This window comes from Thiorhodococcus mannitoliphagus (assembly GCF_010915725.1).
Lineage (GTDB): Bacteria > Pseudomonadota > Gammaproteobacteria > Chromatiales > Chromatiaceae > Thiorhodococcus > Thiorhodococcus mannitoliphagus.
Genome location: NZ_JAAIJR010000018.1, coordinates 1 through 23,124 on the forward strand (window position 1 = coordinate 1; position 23,124 = coordinate 23,124).

A 23,124-nucleotide genomic window follows, 5' to 3' on the forward strand; every position below is an offset into this window, starting at 1 on the left:
GCGAAACTCAAGACAGATGAGTAGGATGCCATCGATCGCCCAGAAACAGTATTAGGACTTTCACTCAAGACCACTAGCGACCCATGCCATTGGACAGCGGTATCACTGCGATGCCAGCTCAATAATCAGGCTGGTCAGCTCATCGCCCTTCTGGGAGATCTTGTTGAGTTCTACCTGACGTGCTTCTGGCGACAGATCGCGGATCTTGGAGCGCAACGTCTGTGCTGCCCCATGGATCTCCTTATGAAGGAGATCAATTGCCCCAAAGGTCGCGCGGTTGTGGTACCGGGCCGCACCAATACCCTGGTACCAACGGGCAAACTGGCGCTGTCTGACATCGATCTCAGGTGCCAATGAGTCACTAGCGGTCTTGCAGAAACGGCTGAGCTTATCCATCCAAAGCCGATGGCTGAGTATGGCGACATTGAGGTCATAGCGGGCTGTTGGCCCGTTTTGCATGTCGCCTAACCGATGCCAGTCTTGGTTATGTCGCCATTGCTTTAGCCACGACGGAACCCTGTCTGGCGGCATCGGCATAGCGATACCATAACCCTGTGCATATTGGCAGCCCATCTGCAGCAGCATGATAGCGAGTTCAATGCTTTCGACCCCCTCCGCGACCACGGGGCGTCCCAATGCGTCAGCGAGGCGAGTGACCCCTTCGACGATGTCCTGATCGCGGGGATCATCCAGCATCTTGCAGACAAATGTCCGATCGATCTTGAGCAAGTCTATGGGTAGGCGATGGAAATAAGTCAGCGAGGAATAGCCTGTACCGAAGTCGTCAAGGGAGAACTTCACACCTTGGTCAATGCAGGCATACATCGTCTTACCGGTCTCGTCGGTATCCCCCAGGGCGCCGGTCTCGAGAATCTCGAACTCGATAAACTCTGGCACGTCGTCCGGGCAATCCGACAGCAACTCGGCCAGGTACGCAGGGAATGTCGCATCCTGGATCATCTCGGGACTGAGGTTGATGCTGATCGGCACGATAATCTGGTTAGAGCGCCACGCGAGATGTTGCTCAATGGCGGACTTGACTACCCAGCGGTCGAGTGAGATCGCGAGTTCCCGTGTCTCGATGAGCGGAAGAAACTGAGCCGGCAACGCCAGTCCGTTTCGTGGAAGTGGCCAACGCACCAGGGCCTCAAAACCCGCCGGATGTCCATTACGCAGATCAATGCGTGGCTGGTAAAGCAAGACCAGCTCATTGTTCTTCAGAGACGCCTCGAACCGAGTGAGAGCCGCACGGGTAGTCCGCACCTTCAGGTTCTGTGTATGGTCATGCAGCTCGAACGTACTCTTGCCGCGTTTCTTGGCTTTGTACATCGCGTGGTCGGCATGACGGAGCAAGCTGTCCGCGTCAGCGGCATCGAGCGGATAGATGGTCACACCGATACTTGCTGAGACCTTTAGCGATAAGCCCTCAACAAAGTAAGGCTCGCTCATGATGCGCATCAGCCGCTGCAAGATCTGCTCGCATTGCATGCTGCTGCTGAGCCCGTTCAGCGTGATGACAAACTCGTCGCCGCCAAGACGAGCCAGCGTATCTCCCTCGCGTAATTCCTGTTTCACGCGGTTGGCGAAAGCGATCAGCAGAAGATCGCCGGTCGCATGACCAAAGTTGTCATTAATCGGCTTGAAGCCGTCTAGATCGAGATAGCAAACGGCAAGGAGTTGCGACGTACGCCGAGCATGGGCAATCGCTTGATCCAGCCGATCTGCGAGTAGACTGCGGTTCGGAAGCCCGGTCAGAGCGTCGTGTGATGCAAGGCGCTCGATCGCATCCTGAGCTTCGATAATTTCTGAGATGTCCTGGGCAGTGCCGATAGACCTTTCAGGATTTCCCGCGCTGTCGTAGTAGGTGACGCCGCGTGCTTCTATCCACCTGATTGATTCGCCCGCCTTGATCCGGTAGCGGATGTTGTACTCCTGATGGGATTCGACAGAGTCCAGGTATGCGGCTTTAACCTGTTCTCGATCATCATCATGGATCAATCTAACGAAGGTCTCGTAATTGGGCTCTATCGTGCCAGCTTCCAGCGAATAGATTGCGAAGATCTCTTCCGACCAATAAAGGGTTTGTGCTTTGTGATTGAGTTCCCAGAAACCGACGCCCGATAGCCGCTGGGCATCGCGGCGGCGACGCTCCGAGAGGGCTAATGAGGTTGCCAGTTCAGTAGGTTGGTCGTCGCGGACATCAGCAGGGTTCATGAAACTAGAGGATTCAATCAAAGAAATCGCTAAACGAACATGGTGACGATATCGCTGGAATCTGGAATAGAGCGATAATCCAGGTGGGCTTTCCGGGACTTACAGATGAATTGGCAAGAAGATTGGGAGTGGGGCGCATTCGCTTGCCGACGCTAAAATCCTGAAGTCTGGTGTTCGCTGCTGGCCGATTGCTCCCGTTGGGGACGCTTGAACCGACCCAAGACCGTCATCGCTCGCGGGCAACTGCAAGCGCGGTGGGTGAATCCGGCAGAAAAACGTGGCCGACAACAATGCGCCTCACGGTAGTCGCCTATCCTGGCCTGCATGGGTTTACTAAAGTGCGGTCCCGCAGGAATGGCGGAGAAGTCGTACAGCGGGGGTAACTCAGCGAGGTAAGCCCCCCGGCTTTGCAGGGGGTCATCTAACCTTTACGCAAATGAAGCAATCGGAGCCCGTCCTAAGCCCCCCCCCGCAACCGCCTACTGCGAAAAGAGGCTCGGCGAGAACGCCAAACTAGAACAGAAATTTCCCTTTGAAAACATGGAGCTGGCGGACGGATTCGAACCCCCGACCTGCTGATTACAAAACAAAGCTGCAAACTTGCAGTTATTTCAAATCAATAAGTTACGCAAGCCAGTCCCACGCTAACGTGACTAAAACAGACTCTCGCTGACCCAACGTGACTCGCCCGAGTCACGTTTTCGTCACGCCCAAAACCTCGGAACTAACACTGACTCTTTCAGACTCACAGGCATCTACGCCCTTCGCAGATGCGTTCCCCGCGTGTTCTTCGGAGCCTGGCGTCTCAGCATCACTTTACCTGCGCATAACCGACACGTCCAGTCGCGAGAGTCTACCTGAAAATGAGCCCCTGCGCCTGCTTTCGTCGAGCGCGTGTTCGCGGTATCGTCATTGTAGATGAAAGAAGCCGGCTGAGCAGTGCTCAACACATAATTGTCGCATCGGTGTCGCATGGTTGGCACCAGAATGTCGTAACCGAATTTTCGAGAACCCGTCAGAATGTCGTTGCACTTCAACTACAACTCGGATGTCGGGTATGGAAATGAAACTGAATGCTGAATTGATTAAGAGTTTGCGTGGCAAGAAAGCATGGTCACAAGATCAACTCGCCGATATTGCCGGCGTGAGTCTTCGTACAATTCAGAGGATTGAAAAGACTGGAATCGCGTCATTAGAATCAAAGAAAGCCATAGCTTCTGCATTCGAAATGAATTCCACAGATCTTGATGCTAACGATAATGAACCAGATTTCAGGGATGAAGACGAGAAAGTCTACTTTCGCGTCGAAGAGGGATCAAAGCTTGCCGAGCTTGTAGGCGGCGCATACGCATATCGTTTTAACCACGACAATCCGGAAAGTGAGGAGGAAGCCGATCTATTGGCTTCCTCCGCTCAGTCACTCCAAGACTGGGGTGAAATCTGGTCTGATTTAGACGCTGGGCAAAAAATCAAAGTCACGTTCGAGCTGTCGCAACTCATTAAAGAGCTTGAAACTCTTGGTTTCTGGGTGTTTGCTTTGAGAACCTTCGAGGAATACCCTGGCATTAAAGGTGGAAAATGGCCCGTAGCAAGTATTTTTTTAATGCGCTCGGATAATCCAAAGATCATTAAATTAAATATAGGTGAAAAGGACTGACGCTTGGCACAGGGGCTTGGCACAGGGCGCTTCAATCCTAGGCAGTTTCGAAGGAGAGTATTTTAATGTGAGCATGCAACAATTCACATCGGAAGTTATTACACCAAAAACACACAAAGTCGTTTTGTATTTTGTAAACGAAACAGAGCTGAAAATATTGGAACGTGGCAGTACGTCTTCTCTCTACCTGACCTTTGGCTTGGCCTTGCTCTCGACATTTGTTTCGTTTGCCATCGTTTTGTCTTCAACTCCAATTCAATCGGACCGCGTTTTTTATGTCTTCTTTATCATTGCATCAGTTTCATTTGTGTCTAGCTTTGTCTTGCTGGCATTGTGGCGCAGAACCGAGAATGAAACCGCAAGCACAATCAAGGCCATAAGGGATAGATTTCCAGAGGGCGAGCGGTCAGAATCAACCTCTAGGTATGATGTTGAGATCGATGGTGGTACTTTTGATGGAATTACAGGAGAGTAGTTAAATATGAAATTTATCCACACAGATTTGGGGAATAGAAAAGGTGGGGAAATAGTCCAAGTAACTCTATCTGGAAATTCGGCAAATGTTCGCTTGATGGATAGTTCCAATTTTCAGAGCTATAAAAGTGGAAGAAAACACACATACTATGGCGGGCACGCTACAAAATCCCCTGTTCGGCTTAAAATTCCGCGCGCCGGTCACTGGCATGTGGCGGTTGACACTGGCGGATACCCCGGTCAAGTAAGCGCGTCTGTGAATGTCTTGCCAGGGCCGTTACCAGCATTTACAGAAGCCCCTTTATCCTCTATACCGAGTCTCTATCAAGACCACCATAGTCCTAACATCCCAATCGCTGATGATATAGATAAAGAATTTGATGTTTTTATTTCTCACGCATCAGAAGACAAAGATGAAGTTGTTCGCCCATTAGCCACGGCACTAAAAGAGAAAGGATTGTCCGTTTGGTATGACGAATTCGAGCTTAGAATTGGCGACAGTCTGAGGCGAAAGATTGATAGAGGAGTCGCGACTAGTAAGTTTGGCGTGATTGTTTTGTCCGAAATGTTCTTAAGAAAGGGATGGACAAATTATGAGCTAGACGGGTTAGTGACCAGGCAAAACACCGGGGAACAAATATTGTTGCCAATTTGGCATAACATCACCAAGAAGCAGGTAATAGAATACAGTCCATCGCTCGCAGATAAGCTTGCCCGGAGCACGGCTACTCACACAGTAGAAGAAATTGCAGCAGAGATTGCGGAGTTAATTCATAGCAAAGAGTGAATACTCTATGCGACGAAATATTCAGGCCCGAAGCACCTCCTTCAACAGCGTCTCGATATACGTATCCTTGTCCTCTTGCTGAAACAGCACATGATTGCTCGTGAAGTCTTGCTCTGTCGCGCCGCCATCCGCCCACCAGGCAATCTCGTTGCGGTAGGTGTTGGAGACGATGAACGAGCTGAGAACCATGTTCGGATCGCCGAGGCGCTGCTCGATCTCTTTGACCTTGGCATGGAACTGAATCTTGGGGTCATCGAAGCCATGCACGCGCCCTAGACCCTTGGGATCGACGAACGCGACGTATTGCTTCGATCCGACGATGAGCCAGAGGATGAAGTCGGGGAAGAAGTTGCCGGCCTCGAAGAAACCGATGCCCTTGCCCCGGCTTTGATTGCGCAGCAGATAGAGTTCCTTGTCAGCGAAGAAATCGCTGTGCTTGCCGTGGTACTGCTTGAGATCCTGAACGAAGTCGCGCTCGCCCTCGTTCAACGCGACTGGGGAGAGCTTCACCACGTCGTTTTTGCCGAGATAGATCAGCGGCTGGTAGAGATGACGTGAGAAGTCGAAGGCTTCGAATTGGCCGTAAGCCCAACGATCCCGGAAGGTCTGATCCTCCAGCTTCTCGCGCAGCTCGTTGAGCTTCGTGATCCACACGGTCTCGGTCAGATCGACCGTCGCCTTGTATTCGCTGATGAAGTTGTCGTCGGTCTCGTCGAGCGGGTAATACTCCAGGTGGGGCCCCTCGTACTCGGCCTTGCGAAAGGCGACGTATCGCTCGACGTACTTCTTGAGCAGCGCGAGCGCGATCTCTTGCCAAACACGAATGCGCTCGAAGTCGCGCACGTCGAGCAGGTCGGCGGGGATCAGCAGTCGATACCAGCTCGGGTCCGCGAGCAGCGTGGGGATGAGCTGACGATCGAGCCGGAGGTTGTACCAGGCTTTCTCGTTCTTGTACTGCGCGAGCGCGAAGTAGAGTGCTTCGACATCGAGAAACGCGAGATGTCGGCTCTCCAGGCTACCCTCGTGCAGCTCCACGTTCGCCACGCCGGCCGCAGCGCCGGCCGAGCGTCGCGCCTGGATCTTGGGATACCAATTCAGCGTCACGCGCCCCATCGTCGCTGGAGGGGTCTCTAGCGTCGGTCGCTGCGCTTTGCGGAACGACGGAATCTCTTTGTTGGGCCGGATGAGTCGCAGATCGTTGCGCGTCAGCCGTTTCAGCACCGGCAGCACGATCTGCTCGCTCGTCGGATCGCCCACCCCCTCCTCTTCGAGATACTCCTCGAATTCCTTCATATAGTCCGAGCGAATGCCGAAGACGTTCAGCGTCTCCAGCAGCTCGATATGCTTGGGGTGCTTGAGCGCATGCAGATGACGACTGCGCTTGAGACTGAAGTCGTAGCCCTTGAGACGCACTCCGCGCCCGAACAACTGAATGATCTCGGAGCCCTCGGAGCGTCCGACGTTCATCAGCCCCATGGTGCTGACGCGCCATGAACTCCAGCCCTCGGTGAACTTCTTCGCGCCGACGAGTAGATTGATCGTCGAGTCCGGCTTGTTGATGCGCTCGAACAGCGACGCCGCGTAGTTCTGCTCTGTCACGGTGAGATTGTGGTCATGATCGGTGTCGATCTGCTTGACGAGCTTCGCCGCGTCACCGACGTTGATCACCCCGAAGAAGTCGTTCTCGCCGACGCGCAAGCCGATCTCGCCGCCGCTGCCCTTGAGATGCACGACATGCAGCAGCCCCGCCCCAGTTGCGCGAAAAACGACACGCATCAAGTCGTGAAACAGCTCTGCCGCTTCAGTTGTCTGCCAGCGGGTTTGCACGTAGGGAAACGCCTTGCCGAAGATCAGATTGTTGCGCTGATCGCGCAGATCGTCTTGCTGCGTCAGCAGCAACTCCAGGGCTTGCACGGACTCGCCCTGACGGTTCGCGACGAAGCGCCCGATGAATTGCAGGATCGCGTGAATGTCGCTGACGGTGTCGGCATTGGCTTCGTTCTGCGCCGTCACCTTGCCGCCGACGAAGATCCACAGCGGATCAGCGAGCAGATAGGGTTTCAGCGTCTGGGGCTCGTCGGCGAACAGGCGTTTCTGCTGATAGAACGCCAGCAAGCACGCGCTCAGATACAACTGACGCTGGGCTTGTAGCCGCTCCTCGCTCAGATTCAGGATCAGATGATCCTTGCCGTAGCCGTCGGCGTGGAAGAACTTGTAGGAGTAATCGAACAGGATGCAGCGTGCGTACTGCTGCACCAGGCGATAACGCTTCGAGGGCTCTTTCCCGGCCTTTGTGGGCGCGAGATCGCTTCCCGACGCGGCTTTGATCGCTTGCCCGAACGTCGCTGAATACTCGAACGAGAAGCCGTTCTCGCAGAGCTGATTGCGCTTCGCCAGCCAGTCTTCGCCGCCGGCGCCCCGGTGGCCTTCGTCGACGAGCACCAGGTTGTTCGACTCGAACGCATCGACCGCCACCGTGACCTCGCCCGACTTCTCCTTGAGCTTGTGAATGTCGATGATCTCAACCGCGCCCTGCGTCAACAAACTGCCGCCGTCTTTCGTGAACAGATCGCCGTGGATGCCCGCGAGATCCAGCTCGGCTTTATGCTGAAGCGACAAGCCTTCGTTCGGGGTAAGCAGGATCGTCTTGTTGAACTCCCGGGCGCGATTGACGCGCGCAAGGTAGTGCTGAAACTGCAAGATGTTGACTTGCATGATCAGCGTCTTGCCGCCACTGGTCGCGATCCAGATCGCTAGCTTGTTGAGATCCTGCTCGCGAAAGGGCTCGATGCGCTCGCGCACTGGCAGATTCGCGTTGAACGTCTCTAGAAAGGCGTTGAGATCGGCGCATAACGCTGCTCGATCGCTGAAATAGCGATCAAGATAATGCTCGGTGAACAGCAGGGTCAGATACTGGAAATAGAGCGGATAGAGCGTACTTCCCGACTGATTGCGACGCTCGGTGATGCGTCGCCAGTGACGAACGATGTTCTCGTCGTAGAGCCGTAGCCTGTCGTCGCTCACCGAGCGCTCGCGAAACGGCTTGTTGATCAGCTCGTGATGAAAGTACGACGTGTTCTCTTCGTCGAAGCCCACCAGATTAGCGTCCGACAACAACCCCTTGAACGTCTCCAGGGTCTCGACGCCGAATTGCTCTAGCATCCAGCGCCCGAGAACGAGCTTCTCCGTGAAATGCGCCATGGGAATCCTATCGTGTCATTGCCCGTTCGCCGTGGGGCGGTTGTCTGATTGCGCGTCTGCGCTGTGCGTCGGACGTCCGATGCTCGGTTTTGCTGTTGACGCGACGACGCGGCGGCCCTGCTGTCGGCGCAAGGACTCCACCAGACGATCCGGATCGTAATCATGCTCCCTGGCGATCTGATCCTTCGTTTCCCAAAGCTCTTTCAGTGTGGAATCAATCATGATCTTCGACTCCCATCAGTTCGAGTCACTGGCCTGCGCTTCCTGTCTTGTCGGCTTGCTGCAACGCACGCACGGGACGCGCCGGAAACGAGACCAGGCGCTTGCCGGCTTGACCTTGACGCGAACGGATATCCTCGAATATGGCGTCGATGTCATGCGCGAGCGTCCCTGCATACTGCTCACGCAGTTGGCGGGTTTCAGTCACGATCGGATCTTGCCACATGGTCTCACTCCTCCATCAATTCCAAAGGGGTACAGATGATCGGCGGCTCGATCCTTGAGCGTCGGCAGGTGTCTTCGATCTTTGAACGGATCGCGGCGTTGGCGATGTGGGTACAGTTCCAGGTCAGCAGATAATCCATGCCATTGGTGGCCGCCACCGCGATGTGATAGGCATCGACCTCGGCCTTGGTCGGAAGCGGTCCCTCACTGATCAAACGCTTGCCCAATGCTCGTGCGTCCTCGGTTACTTCCAGCTCCGGGACATCGGCAATCGCCGCCAAACGACGCGCGGCGGCGTCCGGGTGTCCGAGTCCAGCCTCAACAATCACGAACTCAGAAACGAAGACATCGAAGCGAGTGCGCCGTGTTTCCCACCATTCGATGGTGGTGTTTTGGTTGGCCGCCGCGCGGAGATCATTGCTCGGCCTGGCGGTCAAGTAACTGATGATGGATGTTTCGACGTACACTTTGGGCTTCACGCATCGTGCTCCAGCTTCTTGACGCGGATCAAAGGTCGCGCACGTCGAACATCAGACGCTTGAACTCGATCTCGGTCATCTTGACCTTCGAGTGCGGGTCTTCGAGGGTGTGATCGCCATTGACGTAGACGTGATCGAACTCGGTGTCGCGGGGGTGGTACTTGCTCTTCTCCATGAAGGCTTCCAGCGTCGTGTTGTCGTGCTCTGCCAGCGTGCGCCAGATCACCAGCACGCTTTCATCCTGGGGATTCGTCCCGGTGACGATCTTGAAGCCTCGAATGGTGTCGATGTGCTTGACGCGCAGGCCGAGCAGATAGTTGAAGGTCTCGACGAGATCGACGCGCGTCGACTTGAAGGCCCCGACACTGCCAGTGGCGATGTTCAGCTTGTAGTCGAAGGGATTTTCGAACTGATCGACGTTCAGCAGCGACGGGCTCTCTGCTGTCTCGACATCGAGCCAGTAGCCGAGCAAGTAGTCCTCGCGTAGCGCCGGGTTGTCGTCGAGCAAGTCAGCTTGCGCCTTGCTGCGGGAGCGAATCAGCAGGTTGTTGAGGGTGTCTTCGTAGGATTCGAGACGCTGATACTTCATTAGCTGCCTCCTTGCCCCAGAACCGTTCGGTTTGCCTTGCTTCCAAGTCGACGAATAGATTGCTTTCTTCATTCGTGGAACAAGCAGATCGTCGAAATGATGGCCCATTTCCACGAGCACCATCTTCCGATTCCCGGAATCCTCACGATTCTGCTGCAAGACAGCATGCCCGCTACTACCTGAGCCACCGAAGAAATCCATGACCCAATCGTCCTTCTTCGCGGCTTGCGCAACAAACTTTTTGACGAACCTTGAGCTTTTCGGAGATAAGAACAAGCCAGACTCGGCGAACATTTCCGTGATTTCACTTTCGCCGTCGTTGTACTCGTAGAAAACGCTTGTTCCAATATTCGTTTCTACTTCGTGCAGAAATCCTTTTGTTCTTGGCAGCTTAGATTCATCGTTTCCCCATGCTATGCGGTCATCCCGGGCGAGCCCTGTAAAACTTTTTCGAGATGGCTTGCTTGGATCTGGCTTGTAAGGAAATTTCCATCCACTTCTCGGGCATGAGCATACTTTCCCTGTAACAGGATGTGGCGGTTTGTAATAACGGAAGTTGAAATGATTTGGATCTTTGGTTGTCGGTGACTGCTTGGAAGCTGGTGCGGCAGCACTGATCTCACTCCATACCCAAATCTCCGCGTTAGCTTCTCTCGCGATCGATTCATCAACAAATGCGCCATTTGAATCCCTGTATTCTGCTTTGTTATATGGATAGATCCCTCTCCAGGGATCTTGTCTCTTTGCTTCGTCATCAAAATTCTTCCCTTCAAGCTCCAGCTCGTTCTTGTATTCTATTATGTGCTCGTTAAAGAGATTCTTAATCTCAACCTGAATCTTGTCGACAGGTGGGTAATCTTTTCCGATGCGCATGATGAGATCCATCATCTCTGCATAGCCAGGTTTTGGCTCGCGAAACATTTCAGCATCACGCTCGACATGAGTTCTGCTGCGCGCATAGACCTCTACATACTCGTGATTAGTCGAATAGTTCGGCAATTGCCCGTTTGCGGTAGCCTGCGTCCAAATGAGTTCTTCGATGTGGTTGTCTTCTCCAAAGACAGCATCAAGCGAGTGCTCCAAGACAGTTCTTTCCGTCTTGTCAATACTGACAAAAATCGCACCATCGAGCTTGAGCGTATGCTTAGCAATTGACAAACGATCTCGCATCATCGTGCACCACGATGAGTGCTTGTAATCGTTTTTGTATAAGATGGCACTCGCGCTGGTATTATACGGTGGATCAATGTAAATGCACTTGACTTGCTTTTGCAGATAGTCAACGAGCAGACCAAGCGCATGGAAATTATCAGATCGAAGAAGAATCCCCGTCAGGCTAGATTCAAAATCTTCGATAGCCGATATTAGCTGATCACGAAAGAAGCTACTAAAATGACTTGTATCTATTGCGATAGTTGGATGAGCCTCCAGAAACGCTTGCGCTTCTGAAGGTGATTGTGTTGAGAGATCGCTAATACCGAAGAGATGCTTCCATTCTGCTAGCTGCTTTTTGTTCTCAAGGATTTCCGACCAGAACTGGTTTGGAACGAGATCCATCGTGACCAAATAATTGGTTTCGACGACGAACTTCTTCTTCAGCCACAGCGTCTTCTGAAAGTCCTCCATCTGCGCCAGCATGCGAATCAGCTTGTGCGCGATGGCGCGCAGCACCTTGATCTTGCGCAGATGCGCTTGCGTGACATCGAAACTCGCGTCGTCGATGTCGTCGAGATACATGACTTCGTTCTTGACGTAGAAATCCAGCTCGCGACGCAGGAAGCCGCCGAGATCCTTGTGAATGAAGTAGTCGAAGGTGTTGCGCGCGGTGTAGTCGCTCAGATGCTTTTCGAGCAGCGTGCGCTTGGGGTTGGCTTCGGTCGGGGCCGGGGTGCGCAGTAAGTCGAGCCAGGCGTCGAAGCCCTTCTGCGCGAAGATCGTCTTCACGGCCTCGGCGTTGAGCGCATCTTGTTTCTTCTTGCCGACGGGGATGTAGTGAAAGCGCACTTGCAGCTCGTCGCTGTCGAGCGCGAGCGGCTGCTCGGCATCGAGTACGAAGCGGCGCTCTTCGTCTTTCTTGGCTTTGACGTTGTCTTTCTCGGTGTCGGCCTCGATCAGCTTGATGCGAACGGTCTTGCCGTCCTTGCCGTGCGCGGTGAAGGCGTAGTCGCGCAGATGCTCGGATGATTTGACGTAATACTGATCGTGATTCGCCCAGTAGAGCTTGACCTCTTCGCCCTCGTAGGGAATCGCGTAAGTGTCTGACTTATAGCGGCGCTGCGAGATGAAGTCGCCCTGGTCGTAGTAACGACTGAAGAAGGTATAGAGGTGCGAGTAGATCTCGTTCTCGACCGCCGTCAAGTCGATGGCGTTCGCGAGCTGCGCTTTGATCGCGAGCACGGCCGGGGTTTGCTCGGGGTTGGGTGCCCCGAACTGCGTCGCCTGCTCGATCGCGTCGTCGAGTTTCGTTTGCAGCTCGGACGTGCCCGAAGTCGCATAGTCGGCGAACGCCGCCTTCACTTGCGGCAACAAATCGTTTTCAAGAAACCGTTCGATCTCGTCGCGCTTCTGATTGAGGATGCGATAGATCCCGAAGTCGAGATCGGCCTTGTCCATCTCGAACAGGGTGCGCAGGGTCTTGATCAGTTTCTTGTAGGCTTCGCTCATGGGGCTTCCTTGTGCGGTCGCGTGATCCTGCTTAGACCACGTTCCAGCGGATGGTGAACAGGCGTTGAATCTCGGTGCGCTGCTGGAGTCGCTGCTCCAGGGCGTCGATGAGCGTGTCGCGCTGATCGTTGATCTCGTCTTCGACATCGAAGATCGCTTGACGTTGACGACGCTGCTCGCGCTCGGTCTCGCGAATGCGAACCTGGAGCGCATGCTGCTCCTCGGTGGAGACCGCCTGGCGTGACTCGCGCTTGAGGGCGCGCAGCTTGGATTTGGTGTCTTGCAGGGCTTGCTCGGCAGCAAAAATCTTGTCCTCGGCCCATTTCTCCAGCTTGTCGCGCTCCTCCTGGAAGAAACGGTTGTTCGCGTCGATGATGCGGCTGATCGTGGCCTCGGCCTGACGACGCGCGTTGTCTTCGAGTGCTCTCGGGGTCGTCATGCCGACGAGCGGGGTCGGGTGATCGGCGGCTTCGCAGTGAAAGAGCTTTTCGCACGTCTCCCGGTCGAGCGATTCGCCGGCATCGGTGGCGGCAGTGAAGACGAGATGCTCTTCGCGTTGCAGCGTCTCGATGGCAAGCAGATCGAGCGCGAGCCAGCCGCGCTCGCCCTTCAACGCCTCGATCACCGAGAGCTTGGTGGGATGACGACTGATGTCGAAGCGCACCTCAGCGAGCGGGGTGATCGCCGACTGACCGGCCGATAGCACATGCTCACCCAAGGGATGCGTGAGTCGATACAGGTGCTCGCTGCCATCGTCGGTGACGTTCGCGGGATCGCGAATGAGCCGATAGCGCCCCTGGGGAATCGCGGGGTCCGGTGGCTCGCGCAGCGTGAAGCGGGGAGCCGTCTCTTCGAAGGTCGCGCGCTCGGCCAGGGCATAGCGTGTCAGTGCCCAGAAGAGCCGGCCGACCGCGTCGAGACGTTCCCGCGCACGATCGAGCTGAAGGCGCAGCAGATCGTGGATGTCTTCGTCGAAGTGCTCGATGAGCAGTTGTCGCGTCTCGTCCATGCGCGCGGCGATATCGGTCTCCATCTCTTGCTGCAAGGCGGCGAACGCTTGCTCGATCTCGGTCTCGGTGCGACAGGATTGATAGATCGAGAGAATGCGACTCTCGAAGTCGATGCCGCTCTCGATGCGTCCTAGCACTTCGTCAGACGCACCGAAGACACCATCGAACAGCTTGAACTTGTCGGTCAGCAGCTCCAGCACGCGCTGATCGGCCTGATTGCGCGTGTTGACGAAGTTGACGACGACCACATCGTGTTTCTGACCATAGCGGTGACAGCGGCCGATGCGCTGCTCGATGCGCTGCGGGTTCCAGGGGAGGTCGTAGTTGATGACCAGGGAGCAGAATTGCAGATTGACACCCTCGGCCGCGGCCTCGGTGGCGATCATGATCTCAGCGGCATCGCGAAAGTGCTCGATCAGTGCCGTGCGCTGATCGACGGGGCGCGAGCCCGTCACTTTGTCGTTACCCTGGTTGTCAGCGAGCCATTGCTGATAGATCGCGGTGGCTTCCGTGTCTTTGTTGTCGCCGTTGAAGGCCACGAGCTTTCCGGCAAACCCGTTCGCGGTCAGGAAGTCACGCAGATAGCTCTGCGTGCGGCGTGACTCGGTGAAGATGATCGCTTTGCGCGCGGCGCCGGTCTGAGCCATGGCCTGAAACCCCAGCTCTAGCGCCGTCAAGAGCTGTGCCGTCTTGCCATCGGTCTGGATCGCACGCGCCCAGTCGATGTACTGCGCTAGCTCGCTGATCTCGTCATCGAGTCGAGCTTGTTCAGTCGCTTCTGGCGTGTCTTGAGCGTCGTCTTCGGCGTCCTCGAGTGCCTCCTGGTAATCGTCGTCGAGATCGTCCTCGTCGATCAGCTCGTCGATGAGCGTGCTCTCGGGCAACTGGCCGTCGCGGAGCGCCAGCAACCGCGCGTGAATGCGCTCTAACGTACCCGCAACCGCTGGCGAGCTGGAAGCAAGAAGCTTGCGCAGGATGAGCGTCGTCAGATGGCGCTGACGCTTCGGCAGCGAGAACGCCTCTTCACGCAGCAGAAACGCCGAGAGCGCGTCGTAGAGTCGCTGCTCGTCATCGCTCGGGGTGAACGGCTGAGTGATCGCGCGGCGCTCGGTATAGCGGATGTACTCCAGAACCTGCTTGCGCAAGTTGCGCTTGATGAAAGGTGTCAGGCGTTGGCGTAGCTCGCCATGATCGGCACCGCTATTGAGGTACTGTTTGCGGAACGCCTTGTCGTCGCCGAACAGGTGCTCATCAATCAGACTCGCCAGGCCGTACAGCTCCATCAGACTGTTCTGCAACGGAGTCGCCGTCAGTAGCAGCTTGCGCCGACCATCGAAGGTCCGGCGCAGGGTCTGCCCCATGCGATGGCTGCGCTGATGCGAGTTGCGCAGCTTGTGCGCTTCGTCCATGACGACCAGATCCCAGGGCACGGCGCGCAGCGCGTCTTCGAGACGACTCGCGTAGTGATAGGAGAGGATTAGCACGGCACGCTGATCGAAGGGGTTCAACGTCCCGGTCTTACGTAGCTGGCGGACGGTCTGAGCGTCGAGAATTTGAACGGGGAGATTGAATTTCTCTGCAAGCTCGGCGGCCCACTGACGACGCAGCGCCGCCGGACAGACGACGATCAGCCGACGCTTGCGCTCAGACCAGAACTGACACAGCACCAAGCCGGCTTCGATCGTCTTGCCCAGGCCGACTTCGTCAGCGAGCACGACCCCCTTGGAGAGCGGCGAGCGCAGGGCGAAGAGCGCCGCTTCGATCTGATGCGGGTTGAGATCGACGCTCGCGTCGAACAGCGAGGTGGACAGGCGATCGACATCATCGCCGCACGCGAGGCGGGTCAGCTCGTGCGCGTAATATTTCGCGTGAAATGCGGTGATGATGGCGACAACTCCTGTCAATTTCTGAGCTAGCTCGATCTCCCCCCGTTCGTCCGGTCGCGTACCGGCACGTCGCGCAGCGAGACCGCTTGCAGAGACGCTGCAGGCGATGCGCTGGAGGACACCAAGAATACCACCCAAGCCCCTTCGTTCGCCTCGTTGTGCGCGGCGTTCCCCTCGAAGGGATCGCGCAACGTTGACACGCAACTCCAGGCTATCGTGGATTACTGATGCGACGTATTGATCATCTGACAATAAGACCCGCAATAATCCTATTTGCTTAAGCACAGAAGTCAAATAGATCCAGCCGCGAGCGAAGAATATCAATGGTCGAGTTCATCGCAATAGCGCACTGACGCTTAGGCAAATGATAGAAGGCGATTGATTTTCACTTATCTAGCCTCTGTCGATGTCGAGTGTTTGAGACTTCTTCATTGTTAGAACGAATAGCTAGCGCCATTCAACGATTCGCTGAATTGTGATAGACTGTACTCAGTCGCGCTGGCGCATGACTGATTCCGGTTTTGCTCATAGTCCAAGTTCAGCGACGCTCATCTGTTCAGCTCGCTCTATTCCCCTCTTAGACAGATTTACTCGATGAGGTCATCGCCTCAGGGATGCGTGCGCCTGCTTTTCGGGCAAGCGCAAGCGAGCATGTCTGTTTGCTTGAAACTCGACGAGCGAAACAGGAGGAAGACTGAGCCTAGCGCCTTCACGTCAACACTCGCTCAATCAGGTACAGGATGAAGACGGATAAGACATTGACCTCGAGTGGCGTCTCGAAGAAGCCGACGCCCAAGACAACACTCAAGCCAGCCTACCCCGCACATGTCATCACCATGATCTATAACCCGCTCGCCGCTCAGAAGATGGGTGACGATCCCCCGCACACTGATGTGTTGCCGTTTACGGTGCCGGTGAAACTGGCAATGGATCGCACCTTCATTCAGACGATCAACCGGATTCAAGCGGTGCGGTTGGCGGTCTACTACCCGGACAACTTCTATCTGCACTTCACCAAGAAGGTCTTACGGATGAAGCGCCCGGTGCGCAGCCCCGAGATCATGACGCTGCCGCGCATCGCACGCTTGCTCGCACGCGCTAACACGAAGCTGCTCGCCTGGTGCTGGTTCTATGCGGTGCACTGGCTCTTCGTCACGGACACGATGGTCGAGTGCCGCGGGAGTGACTTCAACGACGCAGACGGTCTCATGATCAAGGGGGATGCGGGTCAGATCATCCCGGTCTCGACCGGGATCACCTTCGATGAGCGGGTCGAGGGGCTGTTCTTGATCGAGGACGAGGCGATTCAGCTCCTGTTCAACCCGCTGCACTTCAGCAGGGATTGGCTGATCGGGGATCTGGTCGATCTCGTGGTGCATGAATGCGCACACTGTATCGTGCGCGGGCATAACGAGCCGTTCATCCAGATCGAATCCCGGCTGCGCAAGGAGCTGCGACGCCTCGTCGATGCGCAACGCATCCTCGAGGACGCGCATGACATGCTGTCGGTCTTCAAGTAACGCCCCGCGTCAGGCCATTTCGCCGGCCTGCGCCCTTCGTCTGCTTTCTCGTTCTCTCTTTCGCGCGGCGATCCCCCAGCCGGGATCGGAGCGTTTCCCTGCGCCGTGCAAGCGGTGCTTCATCAACCCAGGAGGTTCTATGTCGTTATCGCCGTTGTTTACCGAGGCGGATGTCATTCACGTCTACACGCGCGCTCAGGCGCTCGCTGACGGCGTGCTGATGGATGTCTCGGTCATGGCCCGTGAAGCGGGCTTCAAGGTTCCGGTCGCTGTTACCGCGGCGGTCTGGAGTGACTGTGTTGCCTGGCCCCGCGAAGACGCTGGTCAAGACGAGCAGGGGCGACTCTGGGACGTGCTGACGATGGCGCGTCTCGAAGCCGGTCGCCACGGCAATCTGCAAGTCGTGCCCTTCAAGGTGCTGCGCGTTCCGCGTGATGGCACGACGCCGCAGTTGACGCAGCTCACGCTGCACATCGGCCCCGGCGACGACGCCGAGCCGGTGATCACGATTCTGTTACCCGGAGAGGATTGAGCCATGTCGATGCAAGTCAGTCTGCATCAAGTCGAGCGCATTGAAGTGACCGCCAACGGGGCGCCGCTGAGCGACGGCAGTCAGCGGATGTGCTGGTGGCAAGAGTTGCAGTTCTTCGACCGCGACGATGCATTGATCGGGCGCGTCGTGCTGTATCTGACGAGCCCGGAAGTCGCGCTGCCGATCGGTGATCAGCCGCCGTACTGGGGTGTCGATCCCCGGCGTCTCGGGGCACTGATGGTCGTCGACGGCGAGTCACCCTTCTGATGAGTGAGTGCTTGGGGACTGGTACTCCCCAGGCACTCGGTTCCTAAACGCAGTGAGCACAACACTTAGGAGAAAACAGTATGTTCCGAAAAGCTGAACGCCGCCAAGCGAAACTGCGCCTGGCGCTCTGCGGTCCCTCGGGATCGGGCAAGACGTTTAGCGCGCTGCTGATCGCGCAGGGGCTCGCACCCGGTGGCCAGATCGCGCTGATCGACACCGAGCGCGGCTCCGGCGAGCTGTACGCCGATCTCACGCCCTATGACGTGGCCCCGCTGTCGCCGCCGTTCACGCCCGCGCGCTATGTCGAGCTGGTGCAGCAAGCTGAGCAAGACGGCTATGACGTGCTGATCATCGACTCGCTCTCGCACGCCTGGAGCGGTGACGGGGGCATTCTCGATCTGCACGACAAGGCCACCGCCGCGAGCCGCTCGGGCAATTCGTTCATGGCCTGGCGCGAAGTAACGCCGAAGCATAATCAGCTCGTTGATACGCTGCTCGGGTGCAATCTGCATGTCATCGTGACCATGCGCACGAAGACAGCCTATGACTTGGTCGAGGACAACGGCAAGAAGAAGCCGGTCAAGATCGGACTCGCCCCGGTGCAGCGCGACGGGCTCGAATACGAGTTCACGACGGTGATGGATCTCGCGGTCGATAGTCACGTCGCGACGGCGACGAAAGATCGCACGCAGCTCTTCGACGGGGAGCACTTCGTGCCGACCGTCGCAACCGGCGAAGCACTCCGCGCGTGGCTCGACACCGGGTCTGATCCGGTCGCGGACAGCAAGAAGGCGCTGCGCTCGCTGAAAGCGGCGGTCAGCAAGATCAAGAGCGTGCCTCAGCTCAATCAGTGGTGGCGGCAGCAGAGCGCACAGATCGCGCGCTTGACGCCGGCGGATCTCGAAGCCCTGACGGAGCACTGCGGGGATCGCAAGCTCGCGATTCTGGAGCGCGAGGCCATCGCCGCCGAAGGACAGCCCAGCAAGAAGGGCAACAGCCGGCGTCAACCCCAGACCTCGCTCAACGATGCGGAGCCGGACGACGCGAGCGCCGGTTCCGAGATCGTCAGCCACTAGCCCACCCCACCAAACAGCACGGCTCGACGCTGAGCCGTGCTCAGGAGATTCCCCCGATGTTGCACTTCACCATGAGTGAGGACGGCTTGCGCGCGTCGATTGGCCCCTGCGTGGGTGGCTCAGTGCGTCTGTCGATCATCCGTCTCTGTCGTCAACTGGCTATCGAGATTCCAGCGGAGACGCTCGATGAGACCACGGATATCGAGACGCTGAGAGATTTGAACCTGGAACTGCTGATTCGCCGGGGTCAAGAGCGCCGGGCGCAATCCGAGCACGCTCTTGCGTGTCAGGGATCCGAGTTGTCCCCGGAGATCGTCGAGCAAGCCGCCGCGTTACGCGAGCGTGCCCGGTCAGTCCGTACCCAGGCGAACTATGCCGACGACTACAGCGCCTATCAGCGTGAACTCGCGACCGCGCAACGCCTGGAGCATGAAGCTAACGCCCTGCTACGGCCTGTCTCCGTAACCCCGCTCTAACGCCCCTCAGGCGCGCTGTACGCGCTCAGACAGCGCGCCTATACCCTGGAGTCAATCATGTCTGCGAAAGCCACACTGAAGCTGTACGAACTCTCTGACGACTATCTCGAAGCGATGGAGGCTCTGGCCGAGATCGACGATCTGCCCCCGGAAGCGATTGCTGATACCCTTGAGGGGCTGGCCGGGGCCTGGGAAGACAAGGCGCTCAACGTCGCGCGCTACGTGCGCAATCTCGAAGCCGAGGCCGAGGCGATTATCGAAGCGCGGGATCGCATGGAGCGTCGCGCGAAAGCGGCGCGTGCTCAAGCGTCGCGTCTCAAGGCTTATCTGAAGGGGGAGCTTGAGCGCACGGGTCTCAAGCCCAAGGCGCCGGATCTTGCGGTTCGCCTGCAGAACAACCCGCCGTCGGTCGTGATCGACGATCCGGCTAAGATCCCTAAGACGTATCTGCGTACTGAACCGGTGACGACTGTTCTCAAGGCCGACATCGGGGCAGCGTTGAAAGCCGGGAAGCGGGTGCGTGGGGCGCATTTGGAGCAGAGCACGCGACTGGTGATTCGCTAGACTGCAAGGACACTCGTCCCGGCGACTTCGACAGGGACGAGTGTCAATAACACCTACACTAGCTCCGTCCTGCCCGTTGCGCAATGAATGGTCTATACCAGCATTCTCAAGCGAGCAATACCAGACATAGATCATCAGAAAATCTAGTGTATGTATACCCACTATCACACTATAAACACTACATGCACTATACAGGCATACTATAGAGTCGCTACAGCTCTATTCAGTGATAGACTGTATTGACATTCATGCAACAAAAATTAAGTGCCTTCCCCTTCGATATGACTTGCATTTGTGCAGGAACAACTTCTTTCTCATACCCAATCGATCTAATGCCAACAAAGCATTGACAAGTCGCTCGCCAACCAGTCGTTGTGTAGTATAGCGTAACCCCAGAACTCTCGATGGCTTCTGCTTCCACTCTGACTTAAACAGATATCCGATGGCAGCAACAGGAGTTTTTGTGATAGGGATTATATGCAACGGTGCTGTATTGCGGGGATGTTTCTGCTTCTGAAGATAGACTCTAAAATGCTCCAGTACATCCCGATTGCCGCAGGATGTAACGGCATGAAAGTGCGGACGCCACGAATCTTTTTCTGGCAGGTATGCCATCTCAAAGCTGCCAATAATCGGGTATTCCACATTGAGGCGCTTAAATTTCTGGAAGTTCCGATTCTTGATTCTTAGCAAATCTAAGCCATCGAACTCTGGGAGCTTGTCGTTTGGAATATCGTCTGACGAGCACTGCCAGGTCACTAACAAAAGATTATCCAGACCCAATAAAGCGTGAATTGTTTGATAGATCACGTTCTTTCTATAGCGACGATTGCAGACTGGACAAGCCCCGCTTTCGCATCTGCCGCCTCTCCCGCAGCGGCTTAGCCTAGTGGCAAGTACCTGGGCGTCTTCGTTTCGACTCTCCCTCAAGGCTACGATGTTAGCTTTCCGCCTAGCTTTAGCTTGGTCTAATGTTTCAAATTCTTCAAAGACACTGCCAAGCCCCTGCGTCCTAATCTGCCTCAGTATCCTGGCGCGCTTGTATAGGTCTTTCCTCACGATACCGCTCATATCTACTACCTCCAACAGAATCTTGACGAGTGACCAGGTTTGTCGCCATTGGCGACAAACCTGGGATTAGCAAAACGCCTACGGCAGAATACGCAGCAGCCCCTGACGCTGATAGAGATCGAGACCTTCGACTCGCTCAATCAGATCAGGATTAGCGTAGCTTTGCTGGAGGTACATCCTAATCCACTTTGTACCAGACCCAATTGAGTCAATCTTGGCGAGAATCTTCTTGAACTCGGGGTGCTTTTTTAGTTCACGCTCAAGTTCCCGGATCGCGTCTGAATGATTTGAAACGGTGTCACTCCAATGACGATCGCCAGTCCTTTTAGACTGTTTCTCTTGCTGCATTTTATGGTCATTCAACCGATTATTGCCGTCTCGCCAATTCTCTTTTAGACGCCCATTTTGTTTTACGACCTCCAACACAATAGTAGAAGTGATCTTCTCATAACTACCTGCTACTGCAAGGGCGCTCTCTATATTGACCCGCCAATGAAGAGAATCAGAGACTCTCCGCATGACTCTTATGACACTCTCTTTGATCCGGCCTTGCGGAGTCCCTGTTAGCAATTCCAATCTAGCGCACATCAAATAGCGGCTAATCAGGGAACGGTTACAACCACTTGCTTTACTTATGTGCTTACTGATCTGCCGATCGGTTAGGCGAATCATATTATCTTTCTTCGCTTTGCTAAGATAGTAGATTGCCTTACGAAGCAAAGCATTGTTCCTTGTCGTCCTCTTCGCAAGGTCCGTACATCTTTCAATCTCGGGCAACATTTCGCTTGCATCTTCTCCATCTATAAATAGCTTATCCTCCTGGATTTCTGATCTCTTCGCGAGGCTACTCTTTTTCATTTCTCGTCTTACCATCTCTATGCCTATTTGTTTCGTTGGCGATTACGTACTAACTACTTGTGAAGTTTTGCAGGATCTTCAGGAGTCAATGGCGATTGAGTGCAGAACCGCGAACGCTCATAACTTAGTCAACTGAAGATTAAGCGCAGTTTTTTCACGATTGCGTTATGACCTCTTCTCGCCACGATTCAGCTTATGCCGGAACATCGACCGCGCTGAGCAGCGAGTCAAGGAGCACCTTGAATGCCTGTAGGCAGGCAGCAAAAAGACACCTTGCATAAGAATTGACTATGCCAGCCGAAGGCTCTATAAAGACCACCTACCAAAGAGCCGAAGACATCCAAGTGAAAAGCATTGTGGATACTTAGGTGGTTACTTAGAACTCTTGTTATTTGAGCGTTTCCAAGTAGGAGAGCCCCATGACAGGCATCTTGCCCGACAACGATTATGCATTGATTGCCGAAGACTTATTGGAAAGGCTATATTGGCTTTTCAGCGAGCTTAATACATTAGATGTCGATAACAGTGATGACTATTCGATTTCACATGAGAACACCGATCTGCTTCGACTAACGCAAAAGTATCTGGAGGTTTCGAGCTGCAATATAGGATCAAGCAAAGAATGCGTGGTCTCGTTACTGTTTGCGCTAATGGCTGTACAGAGACTCGCCAAGTATGATGAGAAGAAAAAGATGTCGTTAATCGATAAGAAGGCAGAATTTCGCTCCCGCAAAGCTAGATACGATAAGGCAAAGAAGTGCTTAGACGATGCGGCTGGCTTACTGGGGCTTCCTGAAGGATACTTCTACAAACACGTACAGGAAAAACACCCCAGCTTTGGCCTATTTGACAACGACGGAAATCTTCAAGAAGTTTTTTGTACAAATTATATCGAAGCCGAGGAGACTGATCATTATAAGTGGATATGCAGTGTCCCTAGGTTCTTAGGTGAGTCGCATGAGTTCTATAATAGACGCCTACCTCCTGATGAACGTGATATTTCTCCACGTGATCGTCCTGAACTAGACCTTCTGGAGTATTACGGAGAGAGCGGTGGAGGCAAGATAGATCAAGCGCATGAGCGACGCCTACAAGCAGCATCTAGTATTCTTATTGGGACTTTTGTGCCGAAGGATATTCCGCAGCCGTATCAATTGATTGCAAATTTACTGAAGCTATGCGGAATTGAAAGAAGTGGAAAAGATGTTCGAAGTACCATCGACGATAGAGATAGGCGTAGCGAAGTGATGATACTTGGCTCGGCTCGATGTCTGAGTGAACTAAGACGAGTCGCTCGGAACACTAGCAATTGAAATGACAGCAAGGATACCTCGTATCCGAGTGACAGGTGACTC

Annotated in this window: 19 protein-coding genes; 10 read left to right on the plus strand and 9 right to left on the minus strand. The window is 55.1% G+C overall.

Going from position 1 to position 23,124, the window contains the following annotated elements:
* Nucleotides 1-102: 102 nt before the first annotated feature.
* On the minus strand, nucleotides 103-2,214 hold the full coding sequence (locus tag G3480_RS06125) for an EAL domain-containing protein (protein WP_164652794.1): 2,112 nt from the start codon (nucleotides 2,212-2,214) through the stop codon (nucleotides 103-105).
* A gap of 1,057 nt (nucleotides 2,215-3,271) precedes the next feature.
* Here G3480_RS06125 and G3480_RS06130 point away from each other — a divergent pair.
* The 3 genes from G3480_RS06130 to G3480_RS06140 all read left to right on the plus strand — a co-directional run bounded on the left by G3480_RS06130 (nucleotide 3,272) and on the right by G3480_RS06140 (nucleotide 5,132).
* Entirely contained in the window at nucleotides 3,272-3,871 is a 600-nt protein-coding gene (locus G3480_RS06130) for a helix-turn-helix transcriptional regulator (RefSeq protein WP_240905627.1), read from the plus strand.
* Nucleotides 3,872-3,938: 67 nt separating this feature from the next.
* Entirely contained in the window at nucleotides 3,939-4,346 is a 408-nt protein-coding gene (locus G3480_RS06135; RefSeq protein ID WP_164652795.1) for a hypothetical protein, read from the plus strand.
* A 6-nt stretch (nucleotides 4,347-4,352) separates the two neighbouring features.
* On the plus strand, nucleotides 4,353-5,132 hold the full coding sequence (locus G3480_RS06140; RefSeq protein WP_164652796.1) for a DUF1883 domain-containing protein: 780 nt from the start codon (nucleotides 4,353-4,355) through the stop codon (nucleotides 5,130-5,132).
* Between the two features lie 21 nt (nucleotides 5,133-5,153).
* Here the strand turns inward: G3480_RS06140 and G3480_RS06145 are convergent, their stop codons facing one another.
* The 6 genes from G3480_RS06145 to G3480_RS06170 are packed head-to-tail and all read right to left on the minus strand — an operon-like array spanning nucleotide 5,154 to nucleotide 15,423.
* Nucleotides 5,154-8,333, minus strand: coding sequence for a DEAD/DEAH box helicase family protein (locus tag G3480_RS06145; protein ID WP_164652797.1), 3,180 nt, complete (start codon nucleotides 8,331-8,333; stop codon nucleotides 5,154-5,156).
* Nucleotides 8,334-8,348: 15 nt separating this feature from the next.
* Nucleotides 8,349-8,555 carry a hypothetical protein gene (locus G3480_RS06150; protein ID WP_164652798.1) on the minus strand — a complete coding sequence of 69 codons (207 nt, stop codon included), beginning with the start codon at nucleotides 8,553-8,555 and terminating at the stop codon, nucleotides 8,349-8,351.
* A gap of 25 nt (nucleotides 8,556-8,580) precedes the next feature.
* Nucleotides 8,581-8,778: a hypothetical protein gene (locus tag G3480_RS06155; RefSeq protein ID WP_164652799.1), complete on the minus strand. Its 198-nt coding sequence runs from the start codon at nucleotides 8,776-8,778 to the stop codon at nucleotides 8,581-8,583.
* A gap of 4 nt (nucleotides 8,779-8,782) precedes the next feature.
* Nucleotides 8,783-9,256, minus strand: coding sequence for a PIN domain-containing protein (locus tag G3480_RS06160; RefSeq protein ID WP_164652800.1), 474 nt, complete (start codon nucleotides 9,254-9,256; stop codon nucleotides 8,783-8,785).
* Between the two features lie 28 nt (nucleotides 9,257-9,284).
* Nucleotides 9,285-12,509: a site-specific DNA-methyltransferase gene (locus tag G3480_RS06165; RefSeq protein WP_164652801.1), complete on the minus strand. Its 3,225-nt coding sequence runs from the start codon at nucleotides 12,507-12,509 to the stop codon at nucleotides 9,285-9,287.
* Between the two features lie 31 nt (nucleotides 12,510-12,540).
* Nucleotides 12,541-15,423 (minus strand): SNF2-related protein, encoded by a 2,883-nt coding sequence (locus G3480_RS06170; RefSeq protein ID WP_206171517.1) that lies wholly within the window; start codon nucleotides 15,421-15,423, stop codon nucleotides 12,541-12,543.
* Between the two features lie 722 nt (nucleotides 15,424-16,145).
* On the opposite strand from G3480_RS06170, the gene G3480_RS06175 reads away from it, so the two are divergent.
* The 6 genes from G3480_RS06175 (at nucleotide 16,146) to G3480_RS06200 (ending at nucleotide 19,840) form a co-directional block, all read left to right on the plus strand.
* Nucleotides 16,146-16,925 carry a hypothetical protein gene (locus tag G3480_RS06175; protein WP_164652802.1) on the plus strand — a complete coding sequence of 260 codons (780 nt, stop codon included), beginning with the start codon at nucleotides 16,146-16,148 and terminating at the stop codon, nucleotides 16,923-16,925.
* Nucleotides 16,926-17,064: 139 nt separating this feature from the next.
* Complete coding sequence (locus tag G3480_RS06180; RefSeq protein WP_206171518.1) at nucleotides 17,065-17,457, plus strand: DUF6573 family protein; 393 nt, start codon at nucleotides 17,065-17,067, stop codon at nucleotides 17,455-17,457.
* 3 nt (nucleotides 17,458-17,460) lie between these two features.
* Nucleotides 17,461-17,724, plus strand: coding sequence for a hypothetical protein (locus G3480_RS06185; RefSeq protein ID WP_164652803.1), 264 nt, complete (start codon nucleotides 17,461-17,463; stop codon nucleotides 17,722-17,724).
* A gap of 80 nt (nucleotides 17,725-17,804) precedes the next feature.
* Complete coding sequence (locus G3480_RS06190) at nucleotides 17,805-18,800, plus strand: ATP-binding protein (protein WP_164652804.1); 996 nt, start codon at nucleotides 17,805-17,807, stop codon at nucleotides 18,798-18,800.
* A gap of 56 nt (nucleotides 18,801-18,856) precedes the next feature.
* The gene (locus G3480_RS06195) at nucleotides 18,857-19,276 is read left to right on the plus strand and encodes a hypothetical protein (protein WP_164652805.1); all 420 of its coding nucleotides are present in this window, start codon (nucleotides 18,857-18,859) and stop codon (nucleotides 19,274-19,276) included.
* A 57-nt stretch (nucleotides 19,277-19,333) separates the two neighbouring features.
* On the plus strand, nucleotides 19,334-19,840 hold the full coding sequence (locus tag G3480_RS06200; RefSeq protein ID WP_164652806.1) for a siphovirus Gp157 family protein: 507 nt from the start codon (nucleotides 19,334-19,336) through the stop codon (nucleotides 19,838-19,840).
* 246 nt (nucleotides 19,841-20,086) lie between these two features.
* On the opposite strand, the gene G3480_RS06205 is transcribed toward G3480_RS06200, so the two are convergent.
* Both G3480_RS06205 and G3480_RS06210 read right to left on the minus strand, forming a co-directional pair.
* Nucleotides 20,087-20,911: a hypothetical protein gene (locus G3480_RS06205; RefSeq protein WP_164652807.1), complete on the minus strand. Its 825-nt coding sequence runs from the start codon at nucleotides 20,909-20,911 to the stop codon at nucleotides 20,087-20,089.
* Nucleotides 20,912-20,989: 78 nt separating this feature from the next.
* A complete protein-coding gene (locus G3480_RS06210) occupies nucleotides 20,990-21,769 on the minus strand; it encodes a hypothetical protein (protein WP_164652808.1) in 780 nt (259 codons plus the stop codon).
* Nucleotides 21,770-22,188: 419 nt separating this feature from the next.
* Between G3480_RS06210 and G3480_RS06215 the strand changes: the two genes are divergently transcribed.
* On the plus strand, nucleotides 22,189-23,082 hold the full coding sequence (locus G3480_RS06215; RefSeq protein ID WP_164652809.1) for a hypothetical protein: 894 nt from the start codon (nucleotides 22,189-22,191) through the stop codon (nucleotides 23,080-23,082).
* Nucleotides 23,083-23,124 lie beyond the last annotated feature (42 nt).

Bases quoted from the DNA above. Each gene is read 5' to 3' on its own strand.
- G3480_RS06190 (WP_164652804.1), top strand. From the start codon at position 17,805: ATGTTCCGAAAAGCTGAACGCCGCCAAGCGAAACTGCGCCTGGCGCTC.
- G3480_RS06205 (WP_164652807.1), bottom strand. From the start codon at position 20,911: ATGAGCGGTATCGTGAGGAAAGACCTATACAAGCGCGCCAGGATACTG.
- G3480_RS06215 (WP_164652809.1), top strand. From the start codon at position 22,189: ATGACAGGCATCTTGCCCGACAACGATTATGCATTGATTGCCGAAGAC.
- G3480_RS06155 (WP_164652799.1), bottom strand. From the start codon at position 8,778: ATGTGGCAAGATCCGATCGTGACTGAAACCCGCCAACTGCGTGAGCAG.
- G3480_RS06150 (WP_164652798.1), bottom strand. From the start codon at position 8,555: ATGATTGATTCCACACTGAAAGAGCTTTGGGAAACGAAGGATCAGATC.
- G3480_RS06185 (WP_164652803.1), top strand. From the start codon at position 17,461: ATGTCGATGCAAGTCAGTCTGCATCAAGTCGAGCGCATTGAAGTGACC.
- G3480_RS06140 (WP_164652796.1), top strand. From the start codon at position 4,353: ATGAAATTTATCCACACAGATTTGGGGAATAGAAAAGGTGGGGAAATA.
- G3480_RS06165 (WP_164652801.1), bottom strand. From the start codon at position 12,509: ATGAGCGAAGCCTACAAGAAACTGATCAAGACCCTGCGCACCCTGTTC.
- G3480_RS06210 (WP_164652808.1), bottom strand. From the start codon at position 21,769: ATGAAAAAGAGTAGCCTCGCGAAGAGATCAGAAATCCAGGAGGATAAG.
- G3480_RS06180 (WP_206171518.1), top strand. From the start codon at position 17,065: ATGTCGTTATCGCCGTTGTTTACCGAGGCGGATGTCATTCACGTCTAC.
- G3480_RS06130 (WP_240905627.1), top strand. From the start codon at position 3,272: ATGGAAATGAAACTGAATGCTGAATTGATTAAGAGTTTGCGTGGCAAG.
- G3480_RS06195 (WP_164652805.1), top strand. From the start codon at position 18,857: ATGTTGCACTTCACCATGAGTGAGGACGGCTTGCGCGCGTCGATTGGC.
- G3480_RS06145 (WP_164652797.1), bottom strand. From the start codon at position 8,333: ATGGCGCATTTCACGGAGAAGCTCGTTCTCGGGCGCTGGATGCTAGAG.
- G3480_RS06175 (WP_164652802.1), top strand. From the start codon at position 16,146: ATGAAGACGGATAAGACATTGACCTCGAGTGGCGTCTCGAAGAAGCCG.
- G3480_RS06200 (WP_164652806.1), top strand. From the start codon at position 19,334: ATGTCTGCGAAAGCCACACTGAAGCTGTACGAACTCTCTGACGACTAT.
- G3480_RS06125 (WP_164652794.1), bottom strand. From the start codon at position 2,214: ATGAACCCTGCTGATGTCCGCGACGACCAACCTACTGAACTGGCAACC.